At 62.7% G+C, this 17,927-nt stretch carries 18 protein-coding genes; 7 read left to right on the top strand and 11 right to left on the bottom strand.

Translation table 11 applies throughout. The annotated features are described in order from the left end of the window. Positions 1-52: 52 nt before the first annotated feature. Entirely contained in the window at positions 53-2,359 is a 2,307-nt protein-coding gene (locus M2396_RS07095) for a TonB-dependent siderophore receptor (protein WP_259074004.1), read from the bottom strand. A 106-nt stretch (positions 2,360-2,465) separates the two neighbouring features. Here M2396_RS07095 and M2396_RS07090 point away from each other — a divergent pair, with 106 nt between their 5' ends. Together M2396_RS07090 and M2396_RS07085 are read left to right on the top strand one after the other, a co-directional pair. Further along, complete coding sequence (locus tag M2396_RS07090) at positions 2,466-3,236, top strand: response regulator (RefSeq protein ID WP_150569426.1); 771 nt, start codon at positions 2,466-2,468, stop codon at positions 3,234-3,236. Further along, positions 3,223-4,659 carry an ATP-binding protein gene (locus M2396_RS07085; RefSeq protein WP_259074003.1) on the top strand — a complete coding sequence of 479 codons (1,437 nt, stop codon included), beginning with the start codon at positions 3,223-3,225 and terminating at the stop codon, positions 4,657-4,659. Before M2396_RS07090 ends, M2396_RS07085 begins: the two co-directional genes overlap by 14 nt. Here the strand turns inward: M2396_RS07085 and M2396_RS07080 are convergent. Continuing rightward, on the bottom strand, positions 4,640-5,332 hold the full coding sequence (locus M2396_RS07080; RefSeq protein WP_150569424.1) for a DUF421 domain-containing protein: 693 nt from the start codon (positions 5,330-5,332) through the stop codon (positions 4,640-4,642). The two genes, M2396_RS07085 and M2396_RS07080, sit on opposite strands and share 20 nt — an antisense overlap. A 229-nt stretch (positions 5,333-5,561) precedes the next feature. Between M2396_RS07080 and M2396_RS07075 the strand changes: the two genes are divergently transcribed. Beyond that, positions 5,562-5,849 (top strand): DUF6555 family protein, encoded by a 288-nt coding sequence (locus M2396_RS07075; RefSeq protein ID WP_259074002.1) that lies wholly within the window; start codon positions 5,562-5,564, stop codon positions 5,847-5,849. Beyond that, complete coding sequence (locus M2396_RS07070) at positions 5,846-6,238, top strand: response regulator (RefSeq protein WP_259074001.1); 393 nt, start codon at positions 5,846-5,848, stop codon at positions 6,236-6,238. Before M2396_RS07075 ends, M2396_RS07070 begins: the two co-directional genes overlap by 4 nt. Positions 6,239-6,321: 83 nt before the next feature. Here the strand turns inward: M2396_RS07070 and M2396_RS07065 are convergent, their stop codons facing one another. The 5 genes from M2396_RS07065 to M2396_RS07045 form a co-directional block, all read right to left on the bottom strand. Further along, positions 6,322-6,501 carry a hypothetical protein gene (locus M2396_RS07065; protein WP_101318923.1) on the bottom strand — a complete coding sequence of 60 codons (180 nt, stop codon included), beginning with the start codon at positions 6,499-6,501 and terminating at the stop codon, positions 6,322-6,324. Between the two features lie 68 nt (positions 6,502-6,569). Next, positions 6,570-7,964 carry an LLM class flavin-dependent oxidoreductase gene (locus M2396_RS07060; RefSeq protein WP_259074000.1) on the bottom strand — a complete coding sequence of 465 codons (1,395 nt, stop codon included), beginning with the start codon at positions 7,962-7,964 and terminating at the stop codon, positions 6,570-6,572. Between the two features lie 92 nt (positions 7,965-8,056). Next, positions 8,057-8,653, bottom strand: a complete 597-nt coding sequence (locus M2396_RS07055; RefSeq protein ID WP_259073999.1) for a TetR/AcrR family transcriptional regulator — start codon at positions 8,651-8,653, stop codon at positions 8,057-8,059. A 12-nt stretch (positions 8,654-8,665) separates the two neighbouring features. Then, on the bottom strand, positions 8,666-9,514 hold the full coding sequence (locus M2396_RS07050) for a 3-hydroxybutyryl-CoA dehydrogenase (RefSeq protein WP_150569419.1): 849 nt from the start codon (positions 9,512-9,514) through the stop codon (positions 8,666-8,668). Positions 9,515-9,525: 11 nt separating this feature from the next. Beyond that, the gene (locus M2396_RS07045) at positions 9,526-10,710 is read right to left on the bottom strand and encodes an acetyl-CoA C-acyltransferase family protein (protein WP_259073997.1); all 1,185 of its coding nucleotides are present in this window, start codon (positions 10,708-10,710) and stop codon (positions 9,526-9,528) included. A 169-nt stretch (positions 10,711-10,879) separates the two neighbouring features. Between M2396_RS07045 and M2396_RS07040 the strand changes: the two genes are divergently transcribed. Continuing rightward, on the top strand, positions 10,880-11,893 hold the full coding sequence (locus M2396_RS07040) for an AraC family transcriptional regulator (RefSeq protein ID WP_259073996.1): 1,014 nt from the start codon (positions 10,880-10,882) through the stop codon (positions 11,891-11,893). A gap of 7 nt (positions 11,894-11,900) precedes the next feature. Here the strand turns inward: M2396_RS07040 and M2396_RS07035 are convergent, their stop codons facing one another. Further along, positions 11,901-12,338, bottom strand: a complete 438-nt coding sequence (locus M2396_RS07035) for a carboxymuconolactone decarboxylase family protein (RefSeq protein ID WP_101318936.1) — start codon at positions 12,336-12,338, stop codon at positions 11,901-11,903. A 213-nt stretch (positions 12,339-12,551) separates the two neighbouring features. On the opposite strand from M2396_RS07035, the gene M2396_RS07030 reads away from it, so the two are divergent. Next, positions 12,552-13,010, top strand: a complete 459-nt coding sequence (locus M2396_RS07030) for a nucleoside deaminase (RefSeq protein ID WP_150569416.1) — start codon at positions 12,552-12,554, stop codon at positions 13,008-13,010. Further along, positions 13,007-14,203, top strand: coding sequence for a CynX/NimT family MFS transporter (locus M2396_RS07025; protein ID WP_259073994.1), 1,197 nt, complete (start codon positions 13,007-13,009; stop codon positions 14,201-14,203). Before M2396_RS07030 ends, M2396_RS07025 begins: the two co-directional genes overlap by 4 nt. Here the strand turns inward: M2396_RS07025 and M2396_RS07020 are convergent. From M2396_RS07020 to glcF, 3 genes are all read right to left on the bottom strand, one after another. Next, positions 14,196-15,629 (bottom strand): PLP-dependent aminotransferase family protein, encoded by a 1,434-nt coding sequence (locus M2396_RS07020; protein WP_259073993.1) that lies wholly within the window; start codon positions 15,627-15,629, stop codon positions 14,196-14,198. The two genes, M2396_RS07025 and M2396_RS07020, sit on opposite strands and share 8 nt — an antisense overlap. Positions 15,630-15,670: 41 nt before the next feature. Continuing rightward, on the bottom strand, positions 15,671-16,453 hold the full coding sequence (locus M2396_RS07015) for an EAL domain-containing protein (RefSeq protein ID WP_259073992.1): 783 nt from the start codon (positions 16,451-16,453) through the stop codon (positions 15,671-15,673). Positions 16,454-16,697: 244 nt separating this feature from the next. After that, positions 16,698-17,924, bottom strand: coding sequence for a glycolate oxidase subunit GlcF (gene glcF, locus M2396_RS07010; RefSeq protein WP_259073991.1), 1,227 nt, complete (start codon positions 17,922-17,924; stop codon positions 16,698-16,700). Between the last annotated feature and the right edge of the window lie 3 nt (positions 17,925-17,927).

Genomic DNA, 17,927 nt, shown 5'->3' with positions numbered 1-17,927 from the left:
CCCCGAGAAGTCTGTGAGCTGACATGGCCAAAGGCGTCTGAGCGGGTTATCCCTAAAAAGCCGTCTTCAACGTCAACGACAGGCTGCGCGGGTCACCATAGATGGCACCGGCATAGAACCCGTAGCGGGTGTAGTAATGCTTGTCGAACAGGTTGTTGGCATTGAGCGTCAGGGAGACATCGTCATTGATGTCGTACTTGGCCATCGCACTCCAGATCGCATAACCCGACCAGTTGACGTCCGTGGCAGCGCGGCTTACGCCGTTGCTGGGCTGGCCAGCGGGGGTGGAGTTGGCGCGGATGTTGGTCTGCGCGGTAACGCCGGTTCCGACGGTCAAACGATCGAGTGGGCCAGACAGGCGATAGGTGGTCGAGGCCTTGAACAGGTGCGACGGGTCGCTGCGACCGTCCGCATCGAGCCTGCGCAAATGCAGATAGGTGTAGCCGGCATAAAGGTTCCAGTCCGGAGTAAGGGCACCCGAAACTTCCAGATCGATACCGTCGGTTTCCACCCCTGAACCGGCCTTGTAGGCCTGGGCGCCGGTTGGCGTCAGATTGTCGCTGTCGGTGACGGCCTTGTTTTCCTGACGGGTCAGGAAGTACGCCGCCTGGGCGTTGACCAGGCCTCCCAGCCATTCGCCCTTGATGCCGCTTTCATAGCTTTGGCCACGAATTGGCTCGATCTTGCTGCCGCTGACGCTTTCTTCGCTCTGCGGGGTAAAAATATCGGTGTAGCTGGCGTACAGCGAGTAATTGTCGTTGAGGTCATAGACTGCTCCCAGGTACGGCGTGACGATGCCGTTGTCTTCCTGGTTACTGCGCACGCCTGCGGTACTGCGGGTAGTGCTGCTGTAATTGCTGACGCGGGCGCCAACAATCACCGACAGCGGGTCGGTAATGCTCAGGCGTGTCGCCGCGTACATGCCCTGCAGACGGGTGGTGGTCTTGCTGTGCAGGCCGGTCTTGTAGGCATTGATGGCGTAATCGTCGTCCACGCCATCATGCCAGTTGCTGATCGGGAAGCCGTTGTTGGCGCGGAACTGGCAGCCGAGGGTGTTGGCGCTGGTGCGGTCGGCGCTGACCATGTTGCAGGTGTACTGCGGCGACCAGGCAACCGTGCGGCTGTCGCTGTAGCCGAGCATGGCTTGATGGCTGCGACCAAGCATTTCGAACGGGCCGCTGACATCGATCTGCGCCGATTGCTGGGTCGTGTCGGTCGAGCTGTGCAGGCCGTTGAGCACCGCGCCGCTGCCGTCCTGGTTCCAGTAGCCGCCATATACGCCGCGGCCGACCGAGTTGACCTTGGCCAGGCCGCGGTGGTTGAGCGCGTCGGTGGTGCTCTGCGCCGCCTTCAGGTTCAGGCTCCAGTCGTTGTCGAAGTGATGCTCCAGCGAGCCGAAGGTGGTGCGCGTTTCGTACTCGCCAAAGCTCCAGCTGGGCACCAGGTTACTGCTGCGCGGCAGCTTGGTCTTGCTGCCGTCGCCGTACCAGATCGGAATGTTCGCGCCCCAGCCACCGCCAACAATCTTGCTGTATTCGTACTGGTAACCAGCGCCCAGGGTGGTGGCATCACTCAAGTCGAACTCGAAGCTGGCCAGTGCCGCGCGCGAACGCTCGGACTGATTGTCGCGGAACGAGTTGGCATCCTGCTGGGTCATCACCAGCCGCGAGCGCAGCCTGCCGTCTTCCGTCAGCGGCAGGTTCAGGTCGGCGCCCAAGCGGCGTTTGTCCCAGCTGCCGTAAGTGATGTAGGCACTACCGCCAAATTCCTTGCCTGGACGCTTGCGAATCAGGTTGACGGTGGCCGATGGGTCACCGGTGCCGCCCATCAGGCCGTTGGCGCCCCGGACGATATCGATGCGTTCATACATGTCCATGTTCAGCGCCGTGCCTGCGCCGCTGAAGTCTGAGCCGCCGGGGAACTGCAAGCCGTCTGCCTTCCAGTTGGTGATCGGGTAACCACGCGCGCGGTACTCGGTACGGCCGCCAACTTCCATTTTGCTCATGCTGACGCCGGGCGTGGTATCCAGCGCCTGCTCGATGTTGGTGATCTGTCGATCCGCCATTTGCGCCTGGGTGATAGTCGTGACTGACTGCGGCGTCTCGCGGGGTTTGAGCTTCAGCCCGGTGGAGCTGGTGGTGCTGTTGACGGTATAGCCCAACTGTTCGGTGCTGTTCTCAACCGGCATCTGGCCATCGACGTTGACCGCATCCAGTTCGACGACCCTCTCGGCGTTGGCGTGCAGGCTTAGGCTGCCTAGGGCCAGGCCGATTGCCAGGGGCAATGGCGAGCGGCGGCAGTACAGACGTGGGTGTTTGCTTGCGATCGCAAGCGGTGTATGCGCGGAATGACTGGTCATGATGCCCTGCTGTGCAATTGGTAATTCATCGTATTCGCAGATGATTTTTGCTAGCATTTTATGCATCGCTTCTGCGCGCTCTATCAGCGGCTTGTATGGGTATGTAATGGAATGTAATGAAGGTTTTATCGGCCGTGCGGAGGTCGCCCGGCTTGCGTCGGCGAGAACGTTTCTGGTGGTCGATGACGATGACGAGATCCGCGAACTGCTCTGCGATTACTTGAGCGAAAGCGGCGATCGGGTACTGGCCGCCGCCAGTGGCAGCGAGATGTGGCAGCAGTTGGCACGGGAACCGGTGGACCTGGTGGTGCTCGACGTGATGCTGCCTGGCGAAGATGGCTTGAGCCTGTGCCGGCAACTCCAGGCCAAACCTGGCTTGAGCGTGATCATGCTGTCGGCCAAGGGCACGGCGTTCGACCGCATCATTGGCCTTGAGGTAGGCGCCGACGATTACCTGGCCAAGCCGTTCGAACCGCGCGAATTGCTCGCCCGGATCAAGGCCGTGCTGCGCCGTTCAGCGCGCGCCGACGCTGCAGCCGAGCAACGGCCGGATCTGCCACAGCGCTTTGCCGGCTATCGCCTTGATCCTGTCAAACGTCTGCTCACGGCCGCCGATGGTACGGCCTGCACCTTGCCGCGCTCGGACTTCCGGGTCCTGCGCGAGCTGTTGGCTGCGCCCGACCAGGTGCTGACCCGCGAGCATCTGACGCGCAGTGCGATGGGCCGCGATTACACCGCAGACGATCGCTCCATCGACATGTGCATCAGCCGTCTTCGCCAACTGCTCAAGGCTGCGCCCCAAGGCGAAGTGCAGATACTGACTGTACGTAACGAGGGCTACCTTTTGAGCCTCGGCGCTGCAGATGCGCGACACTGAACACCCGCGCACCCGCCTGCGCAGATCACTCCGGCGGCTTTGGCCGAAATCGCTGTTTGGCCAGCTAACGCTGATCATGGTCAGCGGTACGGTGGCGATTCAGCTGCTGTCGAGCAGCATCTGGTTTGACGTGCGCTTTGCCCAAGTGCTCGAGGCGCCGGTGCGGCTGATCGCCAGCCGCACTGCGCCGCTGCTGGACACGGCCGGCTGTGACCCCGTGGTGACCATTCAGGCACCGGCGCATTATCAGGCCAGCTGCGTGCAGTCCCCCAGCACAGCTGAGCGGCACAAGGGCCTGCGCCGAACCGGTCTGTTGCTCGAGCAGGCCCTGGCGTACGAGCTTGGCCGCGAGCAGAGGGTGCGGGTGCTGAGTGTCGAGCTCACCGACCCGCAAGGGCAGCCGGTCACCTGGCCGAGCCTGTTCGGTTTGCAGACGGCCATGGCCCATGTGCGCTTTGCCGTGGCCTTGGCCGACGGCCACTGGCTGCAGGTCAGCGGCCAAGAGCTGCAGGGCTGGAGTGGTGAGTCGGCCTGGGCGCTGATAGCCGATTACGTAATCAGGGTGTACGTCCTGCGCATCCTCGCAGTGCTCGCCGTGTGCTGGCTGGCGGTGCGGTTGTGCCTGCAACCGCTGCGCAGGATGAGCGACGCTGCGCGGGCGCTGGGCGAGAGCCTGGAGCAACCGCCGCTGCGGGTAGAAGGGCCTTCAGAGGTGCGCCAGGCGGCGCATACGTTCAATGCCATGCAGCAGCGGATTATCGCCATGGTCAATGACCAGAGCTTTTTCCTGGCGGCCGTATCCCACGATTTACGCACGCCCTTGACCCGCATGCGCCTGCGCGTAGAGCGCATGGGCGACAGCCCGGACAGCCAGCGCCTGAAGCTCAATATCCAGCAGATGGACCAGATGATCGCCCAGGTGCTGGACTACTTGGAAAGTGCCAAGCAGCACACCTGCCAGATCATCGATGTCGACCGGCTGGTGCGCAGCGCCTGCGCCGAGCTGTGCAGTGCTGAAGAGCGCCTGCCCATCAGCGGCCATGCTGGCGCGGTCTATGCCAATGAGGTGCTGTTGCTGCGCTGCATCCAGAACGTACTGGTCAATGCCCTGCGTTATGCGCAGCAGGTCGAGGTGCGACTGGAACGGACCGAGCAGGGCGTGCTGATCCAGGTCGACGACCGCGGCCCGGGCATTGCCGACAGCCAGCTGCAGGTCATCACTCAGCCCTTCGTGCGCGGTGATCACTCGCGTAATTGCCAGTCCGGCGGTTACGGGCTGGGGCTGAGCATCGCCAAGCGCATCGCAGAAAATCATCAGGGCAGCCTGCTCTTGAGCAACCGCCAGGGCGGCGGGCTTTGCGTGCGTATTTTCATCGCCCAACGCAGGGCCGACACCCCGCCCATCAAAGGTTGCGCACGGTAGTCAGGGCGGGTGACCACACGCCATGCCCGCAGCGCGCGCATGAGCGCTGTTCGGCGCTGTCGTGGAATACGCTCAGGCCGCAGCTTACACAGCAGTACAGCCCAGGGCCGGGTGGTACCTTGTACTCCGGGCGATGCTCATCAGGCAGGACCGACAGGCCGGGCCGGGTTTCTTCGGCGGTGTAGAAGTACAGACTGACATCGCCGTCCGTTTCCAGAAGTCCAAGCCTGACCTGGCCCAGATGTTCGACGCCTTGCTGGCGCAACTCCATGAACAATTCTTTGGACGAGATATTCAAGTTGCGCAGTGAGTGGATTTCATAGATGCCGTCTTTCACTACGGTAATGGGTACACCATCGATCCAGGCTTCGCAGGTTTTACTACGCGTCATGATGTAGATGGTTACCCGATAGAGCAGTAGCAGTGTCACAAATACCAGCGCAACAGGCAGTAGTGGCACATCTTCATAAAAAGTGACATCACCCGCAGCGGAACCCAAGGTCAGAATCACCACCAACTCAAAACGCGAGAGTTGCTTGATCCCACGTCGGCCACTGAACTTGAGGAACAAGAACACCGCTAGAAACGCGGCCAGTACACGGCAGGCGACTTCCAGCAGAAACGTCCAGGGCAGGTCGCCCAGCAGCATGCGTTGCAACTCGAACGACTCCATCCATGACCTCGATTTCGATTGGCTTCGCTAGGATTGACCGCGACTGGCATGGCGCAGTTCATCAAACGCCAGGGCTGCCCTCATGAAACGAATTGGGCCTATTATTTGTACAATATATTTATTATGTACAAGAAAGCTCCGCGCACGCTGGAGAATGTAAATGAAACTGTAAATTAGTGAATTTTCAGAATTGCCAGGCAGTCCTAAATACTTAGGGGAGGACTGCTCAATGTTGGGTCAAAAGTTATACATCGTTGAATACACGCTTCGCGGCGCCGAGCGCAACTTCGTTATCCGACTGGAGCGGATGGACAATGCCTTGGCGTGGCACTGGGCGGGCTGTGATGCCGGGATTGCGCTCATCCCGCGCTTCGGTCAGCACAATATAAAACATGTCAGCCGGCCCATGGCTGAACGCTACGGGTTGGAGAACGTGCGCTGGCGGCTCGCAGGGGCAGGCCCGGCAGCTGCTCTCGAACAGCCGTCAGCGAGCAGCGAGATCGAGGAATCCCAGTGAAATTCACGTCCGAAGGTGCGTTACTGGCCGGCAAGTCGATACTGGTGATCGAGGATGAGCCCCTGTTGCAGGAGTTGATGTGCGCAATCCTCAGCGAACTGGGTGCGCAATGTTCGGCGTTCGCCAACGCCGAGGATGGCCTGATGGCATTGCTCAAGCGTCAGGATCAATACTCACTGGTGATTGTCGACCACTCCTTGCCGGGAGATATCAAAGGGCTGGAATTGGCGGCGATGGTGCGCCAGCGCTGGCCCGCCACGCCTGTTCTGGTTACTTCCGGGCATGCCCTTCGGAGTAGCGATCTGGGCGCTGACCAGCGTTTTCTGATGAAACCGTGGTCAGTCCAACAGTTGAGCGCAGCGGTGTTCGCCGCGCTCGACGGCGATTAGCCACGCCTCAGCCGGCGGTAGCTTGATGTTGGCGCGTTGCGCACGCGTCTTCGCGGTGTCGACAGTGCCACTGACCAATGGCATTACGACTCGGCATTCTCGCGTCGGGCGCGCTGGATGCGGCTGACCACGATCTGCACGACTACTGCAACCAGGCACAGCAAGCCGATGCGCCAGCTGCCCTCGACGGCGTAGTGCTCGGCCACCTTGCCGGCAAGGATGACGCTGAAAAAGATGGCGACAGGCAGGATCAATTTGTTCATTGCAAAGACCACAGATGATTCAACGAGCCGCCATCCTACAGCTATGCGCACCATGCTCCTACTGCTGATCAGGCAAAACGGAACGACGCGCCATGGGCCGAAGCCGGCAGGTAGCTGGAGCCGTCATTGCGCAGGCGTGAACGCAAGGTGCCGCTTTGTGGCTGGGTGCGGTACAGGCCACGTTTCTGCAAGGCCGGGATCACCAGTTCGACAAAGTCTTCCAGGCTGCCCGGGCTGATCAGCGGGTTGATCATGTAGCCGCTGGTGCCGGAGATTGCTGCGTGCTCCTCGATGCGCTGCGCTACCTGCTCAGGCGTGCCGACCAGGATCAGGTCGGTGCCTCGGGTGACGCTGGCAAAGCGCTGTTTGACATCGCCAGCGGTCAGCGGCTTGCCGCTGCCGTCAGGGCGCATCATGTACGAGGTCAGGCCTTCAGTGTGGGTCGCCAGGGGTTCGTTGTCGGCATAGCGGCTGATGTCGATGCCCGTGTCGCCGGCATAGCTCACCAGTTGCGCTTGCAGGTGGTAGTTGCTCTGCAGTTGCTCGTATTTGCGCTGCGCCTCGATTTCAGTCTTGGCGGTGACGATCCGCAGCACCGTCAGCGACTTTACATCGTCGGCCTGGCGACCACGGGCCTGCGCTTGAGCCCATATTTCATCCAGACCCTGACGGATTTCCAGCGGGTTGGATTTTGCGATGAAGATCAGCTCGGCGTGCTTGGCGGCAAACTCGCGCCCGCGCCCGGACCAGCCGGCCTGGATCAGCAGCGGGGTTCGTTGCGGCGACGGTGAGCTGAGGTGCGGGCCGGCGACGCGGTAGTGTTCGCCAACATGGTTGATCGGCCGCACGCGTTCACCCTGGGCATAGAGTTGGCGGGACTTGTCGGCGACCACCGCGTCCTGCGCCCAGCTGCCTTCCCACAGCTTGTAGACCACATCGAGGAATTCTTCGGCACGCTCGTAGCGGTCATTGTGCTTGATCATCTGTTCCAGGCCGAAGTTGCGCGCGGCACTGTTCAGGTAAGAGGTGACGATGTTCCAGCCAACCCGGCCATTGCTCAGGTGATCCAGCGTGCTGAAGCGCCGGGCATGGGTGAAGGGATGTTCGTAGCTGGTGCTGACGGTGACCCCGAAGGCGAGGTTTTCAGTCACTGCAGCCAACGCCGGGATGATCATCAGCGGATCATTGGCAGGCGCTTCGACGGCCCACTTGAGGGCCGCGTCGGCTGTGCCGCCATAGCCATCGTAGAAGCCCAGCACATCGGCAAAGAACAGCATGTCGAGGTTGGCCTGATCGGCGATTCGCGCCAGGCTCGACCAGTAGCTCAGCGAGTTGATGCCCAGGCGTTCGTCGGCCGGGTGGGTCCACAGGCTCGGCGCACCGCCACAGCCGACACTGGCTTGTTCATACAGGGCAAACAGCAAAGGCTTGGGATCAGCTCCCGGGTGCGGCGAAGTGCTCAAGTTGCGGCTCCAGTCCAACAGAATTCGTTAGATTGAAGCGCACTAAAAAATCTAAATAAACGACTTATTTGGAATATAAGACTCTGTTGCGGCTATATGACCGCATCTTTGAGGGTGCGCTCGATACCGCCCAGCAGCAGGCTCTGCATCAAGCGCAGGCCCTCATCCTCGGGCAACCCGCGGCCCTGTAGCCAGCCAGGCAGTTGATTGAGCAGGGTACCGAGCGCTTGCCCGGTGGCCGCCAGCGCCGGACCACTGAGACGTGTCTTTGGTGCCACCAACTTCAGCAAGCCCGCCTGATAACGCAGGCGAACCAGCGCCAGCCGCGCCTGCTGTTCATCGCTCAGGCAACACAGATCGCGTTCGGCCAGGCGAAACTGCAAGCCGCGTTCGGCGTGCAGTTGCCAGTGCGCTGCGATCACCGCAGGCAGCGCCGGCTTGCCTCGGGCCAAGGCCTTGCGGCCCTGGTCGAGGGTCGCCTGCAGCTCCTCGTACAGCTCTTCGATCAGGTCATAGAGCAAATCCTGCTTGCTCGGAAAATGGTGATACAACGAGCCTGCAGTCAGGCCAACATGCGCCGCCAGCTCACGCATGCTGACCTGGCCAAAGCCCTTAGCGGCGAACAGTGCCATGGCCTTGTCGCGACGCTCGTCAAAATTGCTGCAGCGCAGGGCGTCATTGGCCGACATGGCAGGCGCTCCTCAGTAGGTGAAGAAGCCGCGACCGCTTTTGCGGCCAAGGTAACCGGCCGCGACCATTTCCCGCAGCAGCGGAGCAGGGCGGTACTTGCTGTCGTTGAAGCCGTCGACGAATGCCTCCATGATCGCCAGCACGGTGTCCAGGCCGATCAGGTCGGCTAACGCCAGCGGGCCGATAGGCTGGTTGCAGCCCAGACGCATGCCGGTGTCGATGTCCTCAGCGCTGGCCAGGCCTTCCTGGCGCACGAAGATCGCTTCGTTGATCATCGGCAGCAGGATCCGGTTGACCACAAAGCCCGGACGGTTGCCAGCTGTGATCGGCGTCTTGCCGAGCTTTTCGGTCACCACCAGAGCCTGGGCGTAGGTGCTGTCGTCTGTCTGCAAACCACGGATGATTTCCACCAGCGCCATCATTGGCACCGGGTTGAAGAAGTGCACGCCGATAAAACGCTCGGGGTGCTCGATGCTGGCGGCCAGCTGGGTTACCGACAGCGATGAGGTGTTGGTCGCGATCAGGCAAGCGCTACTGACGTTGGCCGCGGCCTGTTGCAGGATGCGCTGCTTCAACTCGAGGTTTTCGGTCGCAGCCTCAATCAACAACTGCACCTCGCGCAGGTCTGCATAATCGGTGCTGGTACGAATCCGGCCACTTGCCGCAGCAGCCTTTTCGGCCTCCAGCGTGCCCTTGCTGACCTGGCGTTCGAGGTTCTTGCTCAAGGTCGCCATACCGCGCTCCAGCGCAGCATCGCTGACGTCGATCAGCAGCACCTGATAGCCCGCCACTGCGCACACCTGGGCAATGCCGTTACCCATGGTCCCGGCGCCAATCACTGCAATCCGTTCAATGCTCACAAAGCCGCTCCTTATACGCGTTCAAAGACGACAGCGATGCCTTGGCCGCCGCCGATGCACATGGTCGCCAGGGCATAGCGGCCTTGCACCCGCTGCAGTTCATGGATGGCTTTGGTAGCAATGATTGCACCGGTGGCGCCGACCGGGTGACCGAGCGAGATGCCCGAGCCGTTCGGGTTGACCTTCTCTGGGTCGAAGTCCAGCGCGCGAGCCACTGCGCAGGCTTGCGCGGCAAACGCCTCGTTGGACTCGATCACATCCAGGTCATTGACCGTCAGGCCGGCCTTTTGCAGCGCTTTTTGCGTAGCCGGAATCGGCCCCAGGCCCATCAGCGCCGGCTCGACGCCGGCGTGTGCGTAGGCTACCAACCGCGCCAGCGGCTTGAGGCCCAGCCGGCGTACCGCTTCACCGGTGGCCAGCACCAGGCCGGCGGCGCCGTCGTTGATACCGCTGGCATTGCCTGCGGTGACCGTACCGTCCTTCTTGAACACAGTCTTCATCGCAGCCAACTGCTCGGCGCTGACATCGCCGCGCACATGCTCGTCGACGGCGAACTGCACTGGGCCTTTGCGGGTTTTCAGTTCCAGCGGCACGATCTGGCTGTCAAAACGGCCTTCGGCAATCGCCCGGGCGGCGCGTTGCTGGCTGGTCAGCGCCAGCTCGTCCTGCATCTGCCGGGTGATGCCGTGCTTGGCCGCGACGTTCTCGGCGGTGATGCCCATGTGGAAATGCTCGAACGGGTCCTGCAGCACACCGACCAGATAATCGATGCCTTGCAGATCACCCATGCGTGCGCCCCAGCGCGCCTGTGGCAGCAGGTACGGCGCGCGGCTCATCGACTCGGCGCCGGCCGCCAGGGCGATATCGGTGTCGCCCAGCAGCAAGCTTTGCGCGGCCGAGACGATCGCTTGCAGGCCCGAACCGCACAGGCGGTTGACGTTGAAGGCCGGAGTTTCCTTGGGAATGCCGGCATTCATCGCCGCCACTCGGCCCAGATAGGCATCGCGGGCTTCGGTGGGGATGACGTTGCCCATCACCACATGACCAATCTGCTCGGCAGCGACGCCGGAGCGCTCGATGGCGGCACGGGCCAGCGCCGTGGCGAGGTCGGCCAGCGGCAGGTCCTTGAGGGCACCGCCAAAGCCTCCGATGGCGGAACGGACGGCACTGACTACGAAGATTTCTGTACTGCTCATGGCGGGCTCCTGTTGCGAAGGCGTAGCGGGACGGGGCCAGGCTCTGCGAGAATGGCCGCCATCTGTGGATGGCCCGAGTCTAGGCAATGCCTGCCTGGCGGCCTATGTCGGATCTGCTCATTCAACCTGGCGTTTTTTGCCACTCAGCATAGACAAGCGAACCCCAGCCATGCGCGATAGCGATTCGGTCGCGGTGTATTTTCTCCAGGCCATGCTGCATGCCCTGGCTGATCAGCCGCAGTTGCGCGATGCAAAGTTGCGCGCCGTCGGCATACCCCCTGAGCTGCTTGAAGACCCGGAGGCACGGGTGCCGGCCAAGGCCTTTGCCCAGCTCTGGTTAAGTTTGATTCAGGTGCTGGACGACGAATTTTTCCGCCTCGACAGCCATGGCATGCCGCTGGGCAGCTTTGCCTTGATCTGCCGGGGGTTGATCCAGGAGCCCAGCCTGGACAAGGCACTGCGTCAGTGCCTGGGCAATTTCGGCCTGTTTCTGCGCGACCTGCGTGGCTCGATCAGCGTACGTGGCTCGCGCACAGTGATCAGCGTGCAGTCGAGCATTGCCGATCCGCTGACCCGGGGGTATGCCGAGGAAACCTATCTGGTGCTGGTGGTCGGTCTGCTGTGCTGGTTGGGCGGGCGCCGGTTGCAGATCGAACGCACCGAGCTGGCCATTGCACGCCCGCCACTGGAAGACGACACGCTGCTGTGGGGCGCTGACCTGCGCCTGGGCAGTGGCCGTACCGAGGTGGAGTTCAACAGTGCCGACCTGCGCCTGCCCGTAGTGCAGGACCTGGCCGCCCTGAAGACTTTTTTGCGCACTGCGCCGCAAGGACTGGTCATTCGCTTTCGCAATCAGAACGGCCTGGTGGCGAAGGTTTATCGCCACCTCAAGGCCCGCGATTATGGCGAGTGGCCGACGCTGGTCGGCCTGGCAGAGCAGCAGGGTTTGAGCGCCAGCAGCTTTCGCCGGCAGTTGCAGCGCGAAGGGCGCTCATACCAGCAGATCAAGGACGAAGTACGTCGGGCGATGGCCTTCGAACGCCTGCGCGAGGGCCGCTTGAGCGTTGCTGAAATCGCCGAGCAGACCGGTTTCCAGGAGCCCAGCGCGTTTCACCGCGCGTTCAAGAAATGGACCGGGCACAGCCCTGGTAGCTACCGCTCGCGGCTGCTCGGACGCGAGTAACCGCAGCTCAGGCCGGGATCATTGCGAACCCTACGCCGAAACGATTCCAGGCGTTGATGGTGGCAATTGCCAGCGTCAGGTTGACCACTTCGGCAGGCTCGAAATGCTCCTGCAGCGCTTGATACTGGTCTTGCGGCGCACCGTGTTCAGGCAACTTGGTCAGGCTCTCGACCCAGGCCAGCGCTGCCCGCTCGCGAGGGGTGAAGTAGTGGGTTTCCTGCCAGACCAGCAAGGTTTGTAAACGGGCCTCGGTTTCGCCGGCCTTGCGCGCATCATTGCTGTGCAGGTTGACGCAGTAGGCGCAGCCGTTGATCTGCGAGGCGCGCAGGCGGATCAGCTCGAGCAGCGAGGCTTCCAGGCCACTGTTGGCCAGCGCCTGCTCCAGGCTGAGCATGGCTTTGTAGGCTTCGGGCGCGTGTTTGGCCCATTCAAGGCGACTGTGCATGGTTTGGCTCCGGTAGGTGCTAGAGGTCGCCGGCTGGCGGGCTGTTGCGCAAAGCTTAGCGCCGGGCAGCGTGGCGCCCGATAGCCAATCCCCGGCTTTGCCAGGAGGCCAATGGCGCTATTCAGGTGGCCACTGACAGGCATCCAATCTCTTCATTTCAGCCTTGACCCTGGAGTCGGGATAATCAGCGCATCGCTTACCGGAGATTCATTCATGTCCAACCCAAGCCATATGCGCGAAGCGCTGGATCTGGCCCGAGAGAATATTCAGGCCGGCGGCCGTCCGTTCGGGGCTGTGCTGGTCTATCAAGGTCGGGTAGTGGCGCGTGCCGTCAATGAGATCCACAGCAGCCAGGACCCAACTGCCCATGCCGAAATGCAGGCTATCCGCCAGGCGTCGCAGGTGCTCGGCACCGCGCGCCTGGACGGCGCAGAGGTCTACGCCAGCGGTCACCCGTGCCCGATGTGTCTGGCGGCCATGCACCTGTGCGGCATCGAGCGCGCATGGTTTGCCTACGACAACGACGAGGGCGCTGCCTTCGGCCTGTCGACCGCTGCCGTATACGCTGAAATGGCCAAGCCGGCGCAACAGCAAAGCCTGCCTTTGCGGCCACTCAAGCCGCAGGGCGAGGCTGGCCTGTATCAACAATGGCAGCAGGCCCAGCAGGTATGAGAGGTGCATTGAACCTGCTGCTGATCATGCTCCTGGCGCTTAATCTGCGGCCGATCCTGACCAGCATCGGGCCGTTGCTTGAAGCGATGCGCGCCAGTACCGGCCTTGGCTATCAGCAAGCGGCGCTGCTGACTGCGTTGCCGGTGCTGTGCATGGGCCTGGTGCCCTTGACCCAGCCCTGGCTGCGACGCTGGCTGAGTGAGCATGGCGGCATGCTGTTCGGCTTGGGCGCCATCGCTGCGGCATGCCTGTGGCGTTTGCAGGTGGCCAGCGCCTGGGCGCTGATCGTCAGTGCATTGCTGGCTGGGATCGGCGTGGCGCTGGTGCAAGGCATGATGCCGGGGTTGGTCAACCGCTGGTTCCCGCAGCGGCTGGCAACCAGCATGGGCCTTTATTCAGCGGCGTTGATGACCGGCGGCGGCCTGGCGGCGGTGCTTGGCCCGCACATCAGCGAGTACTTTCAGCGCTGGCAGGTCGGCCTTGGCATCTGGGCAGTGCCGGCGCTGCTGGCAATGCTTGCCTGGGGCGTGTTGCGTCCACGCCAGGCGCCTGCACAGGCACCGGGCGCGGCGCGCGGGCACTGGTTCGGCAATCGCCGAGCGTGGTTGCTCGCACTGTACTTCGGCCTGATCAACGGCGGTTACACGAGCATGGTGGCGTGGCTGCCGGCCTATCACCTGGAGCACGGCGGCACCGCTCAGGGCGGGGGTGACCTGGTCGGTTTGATGACCGTGTTCCAGGTCATCGGCGCGCTGGGGATGCCATGGCTGTTGCGCCATCTGGTGGATCGCCGGCCTGGCCTGTGGCTGGCGTTGCTGGTGCAACTGTGCGGCTTCAGCGGGCTGCTGCTGGCACCCAACAGCGCGATGGGGTTGTGGGTCGGCTTGATCGGTTTTGGTCTGGGCTCATGTTTCAGCCTGAGCCTGACCTTGACTCTGGAACATCTGAAAAACCCGGCAGAGGCGGGAAGCCTGGCGGCTTTCGTGCAAGGTATCGGCTTTATCATTACCGGCATCGTGCCGTACATCACCGGCTGGCTGCGCGATGTCACCGGCGACTTTGAGGCCTCATGGACCTTGCTCACGCTGACGGTAGTGGCCATGTTGCTGGTCACCGCTCGGTTCGTCCCGCAGGGCTACGCTGGCGCGATGGCCCGGCCAGCACGTGGTGCCGAGGTGCAGCCGCTCAGCTGATCTGGCGCAGGGTATCGGCGACCCGGTCCAGCGCCGGGTCGATATCCAGTAGCTCGATGGCGCCGAAGCCCAGTAGCAGGCCAGGGCGTACGGGCACCTCGCTGAAGAACGGCGCCAGCGAATACAGGCCGACCTCGACCTTGCGCACCAGCTTGATCAGCAACTCGACATCGACAGTGGGGCTGGCCAGCGCGCTCATGTGGAAGCCAGCATTGGCCGGCACCGCACTGAACCATGGCGCCAGGTCCCCCTGCAAACGCTGCAGGATCCGCCCGCGGCGGGCGCTGTATATTTCGTGGCAACGGCGGATGTGCTTGCTCAGGTAGCCCTCGTTGATAAACCGCGCCAATGCCCACTGTTGCAGGGCCGGGCTGTGCAGATCGCTCAGGTGCTTGGCCACGCAGGCGGCGCGCAGTACTGCGGGCGGCAGCACCGCATAGCCGAGGCGCAATTCCGGCAGCAAGGTCTTGGAAAAGGTCCCGACATACGCCACCAGGCCGTGCCGGTCTAGTCGCTGCAGGGCATCGCTGGTTGGTCCCTGATAGCGGAACTCACAGTCATAGTCGTCTTCGATGATCAGCGCGCCCAGCTCAGCGGCCTTGTCCAGCAGGGCCTGGCGGCGTGCTTCGCTCATCGGCATGCCCAGCGGAAATTGATGCGATGGCGTCACATAGATCAGCCGCGTGCCAGGCTCGATCTGTTCAACGCACAGGCCTTGCTCATCCACCGGCACCGATTGCAGTTGAGCGCCCAAAGCGAGAAACAGCTGGCGCGCCGGTGAATAGCCGGGGTCTTCCATGGCCACTCGACAGCCCGGCTCGACCAGCACCCGGGCGATCAGGTCCAGCGCTTGCTGGGCACCGTTGCAGACCAGGATGTCCGCCGCACTGCAATGCACGCCGCGAGCGTAGGCAATGTGATGGGCGATGGCTTCGCGCAGCTCCGCCAGGCCCTGGGCATGGAATTGCCGTTCGGGGTGGCGCTGGCTGCGGCGCAGGGCGTACTGCATGCAGCTGCGCCATTGGTCGAACGGGAACTGTGCCTTGGTCGAAGCGCCACCGATGAAGTCATAGCGCGACGGGCTGTCCAAACCGGGCCTGGCGAGCACCGTTGCCCGTTGCTGCCAGCGTTGCAGCGACGCGCTGGCCGCCAGTTCGACCACCGCCGTAGGGGTTGCCTGAGGCGCGCGCCGCTGGCTGATGAATGTGCCGCGGCCAACCACGGCGCTGAGCAAGTTGTCGTAGGTCAGGCGCGAATACGCCTCGGCAACGGTCTTGCGCGACACGCCCAATTGCTCGGCCAGCAAGCGCGTTGGCGGCAATTGGCTACCCGCCGCGAGGTGGCCGCTGTCGATACCGGCGCGCAGCTGCTGATAGAGCTGATCGGCAAGGCCTTTGCCCCCTTCGAGGCGAATGTGCAGTTCCATGGAGCGTTCCCGAGCGCGTCTGAATGCTCAGGATACCTGCTCTAGCAGACAGTTTCGCGGCCAGGCCAATGCACGTCCGGCAGTGTCTCGAAGCCAGGGCGGGCAAACAGATAGCCCTGGAACAGATTGACGCCCAGGCTGCGCAGTGTCAGGTACTCCTCGACGCGCTCGATACCTTCGGCGATCACCGTGATGTCGAGCTTGCGGCAGATACCGACGATGCCTTCGACAATCGCGCAGCGTGCGCGGCTCTGGTGAATATCGCGGATCAGCTCCATGTCGATCTTGATGATGTCTGGCTGAAACTCTGCCAGCAGACCCAGCCCCGAATAGCCAGCTCCGAAGTCGTCGATCGCGGTCTTGAAGCCAAGCTTCTGGTACTCGAGCACAATGCCGTGCAGGTGCTGCTTGTCGACCATGCTTTCGTTTTCAGTGAATTCGAAGATGATCCGATTGGTAGGGAAGTTGAAGCGCTGAGCAGCATCGAGCGTGGCGCGGATACACGCGGCTGGCTGATACACCGCGTTGGGCAGGAAGTTGATGCTCAGGTAGGTCGGCAGCGCGAGCTTGGTGGCCAGCTCCACCGCCTTGACTCGGCACGACTGGTCGAACTTGTAGCGATTGGCCTGAGTGACCTGGTCGAGGATGCTCTTGGCACCGCTGCCATCGGTGCCGCGGACCAAGGACTCGTAGGCGAATACGGCCGAACTTGACGCGTCGATGATCGGCTGGAAGGCCATGCTGATGGCAAACGGCAGCGGTTCGCTGTCACGACAGTGGCGGCACCCAGGGGAAGGGGTTTCGCCGGTGCTGGAAATGTTCATTGCGGGTGCCTCTTGATGGCTGGGTATCAACATCTCGCCAGAGGCGGAAATGGCTTGAACGTGCGGGCCTCTTCCTGAGGTAGACAACTCCGATATACGGTATGACTGCATCAATGTGCGCATGGTATGCAAAAACAGTGGACGCGCGTGGCGAAAACCGACGCATGGCACTTTGGCATTACGGCTGCAGGGTACGTTTCAGAGCGTTTTTGCGCCACTCTTGAAAACAGATCAAGCGAGTTGATCAGCCCTGCGCGGTCAACGCTTGCTCGACGATTTCGATCCAGTGCCGCACAGGCGTGCGGCCCGCGCCGTCGAGATGGGTCTGACAGCCGATATTGGCAGTGGCGATGATCTGCGGTTTGCCGCATTCCAGCGCGTCCAGGCGATTATCGCGTAGTTGCCGGGCCAACTCGGGCTGGGTCAGCGAGTAGGTACCTGCCGAGCCACAGCACAGGTGCCCGTCCGGCACGCTGGTGAGGCTTAAGCCCAGCCGTGTCAACACGGCTTCCACCGCACCGCCGAGTTTGAGCGCATGTTGCAGCGTGCAGGGGCAGTGGAACGCCAGCCGTTGTTCGCGGCACCGGCCGAGCAGCTCCAGCGGCTCGGCGCGCACAACCTCCACCAGGTCACGGGCGAGGGCGCTGATGCGGGCGGCTTTGCCGGCGTACAGCGGGTCGTGGGCAAGCAAATGGCCGTACTCATGGATAAACGCGCCGCAGCCGCTGGCGGTCTGCACAATGGCTTCAGCGCCGGCCTCAACCGCCGGCCACCAGGCATCGATGTTGTTCCGGGCGCGTTGCAAACCCTGCTCTTGGGCGTTCAAGTGATACTCCACCGAGCCGCAGCAGCCCGCCGCCGGGCTTGGCTCGACACTGATGCCGAGGCGATCGAGCACGCGTGCGGTGGCGCTGTTGGTGTTGGGTGAAAATGCTGCTTGTACGCAGCCTTCAAGCAAGAGCACGCGACGGTTGTGCCGCGGCGCCGGGCGCAGGCCTGGCGCTGTCACGCTTGCAGGCAACTTGGTTTTTAGACCCGCCGGTAGCAGCGGGCGCAGTACCTGGCCGCTGCGAGTCAGCGCCTGGAACAGGGTTGGCCGTGGCACCACGGCGCGCAGCGCGCCACGCAGCAGGCGTTGACCGAGCGGGCGGGGTACCTGTGCCTCGACCACGGCGCGGCCGATGTCCAGCAGGTCGTGGTATTGCACGCCTGAGGGGCAAGTGCTTTCGCAGTTGCGGCAGGTCAGGCAGCGGTCCAGATGCAGTTGGGTGCTGGCGGTGACCGGCGCGCCTTCCAGTACTTGCTTGATCAGGTAGATCCGGCCACGTGGCCCATCCAGCTCGTCGCCCAGGAGTTGGTAGGTGGGGCAGGTGGCGGTGCAGAAACCACAGTGCACGCAAGAGCGCAGAATGCGCTCGGCTTCTGCGCCGCGGGCCAGGCCTTGGGCTGCTTCGCTCAGATTGGTCTGCATGAT

It is taken from the genome of Pseudomonas sp. BIGb0278 (assembly GCF_024809895.1).
GTDB classification, from domain to species: domain Bacteria; phylum Pseudomonadota; class Gammaproteobacteria; order Pseudomonadales; family Pseudomonadaceae; genus Aquipseudomonas; species Aquipseudomonas shirazensis.
The sequence above is the reverse complement of the archived record's forward strand: the minus strand, read 5'-3'. Positions and strand labels throughout refer to the sequence as shown.